Genomic DNA, 472 nt, shown 5'->3' with positions numbered 1-472 from the left:
CTGACGGGCTTGCAGCAGCTCGACCTGAGCGTGTGCAGCCAACTGAAGGATGTGAGCGGGCTGAGCAGCCTGACGGGCTTGCAGCAGCTCAACCTGAGCGGGTGCAGCCAACTGAAGGATGTGAGCGTGCTGAGCAGCCTGACGGGCTTGCAGCAGCTCTACCTGAGCGGGTGCAGCCAACTGAAGGATGTGAGCGGGCTGAGCAGCCTGACGGGCTTGCAGCAGCTCGACCTGAGCGTGTGCAGCCAACTGAAGGATGTGAGCGGGCTGAGCAGTCTCATGGGCTTGCAGCAGCTCGACCTGAGCGTGTGCAGCCAACTGAAGGATGTGAGCGTGCTGAGCAGCCTGACGGGCTTGCAGCAGCTCAACCTGAGCGGGTGCAGCCAACTGAAGGATGTGAGCGTGCTGAGCAGCCTGACGGGCTTGCAGCAGCTCGACCTGAGCGTGTGCAGCCAACTGAAGGATGTGAGCG

General features: G+C 62.5%; 1 protein-coding gene. It reads left to right on the top strand.

The window, feature by feature from the left end; genetic code table 11:
• A partial coding sequence (locus HZU84_RS20075; protein WP_180693129.1) for a leucine-rich repeat domain-containing protein occupies nt 1–472 on the top strand: 472 nt, incomplete at both ends.

The sequence above is a fragment of the Sphaerotilus sulfidivorans genome (genome assembly GCF_013426975.1).
GTDB classification, from domain to species: Bacteria; Pseudomonadota; Gammaproteobacteria; order Burkholderiales; family Burkholderiaceae_C; genus Sphaerotilus; species Sphaerotilus sulfidivorans.
This window is presented reverse-complemented; position numbering and strand designations above follow the sequence as displayed.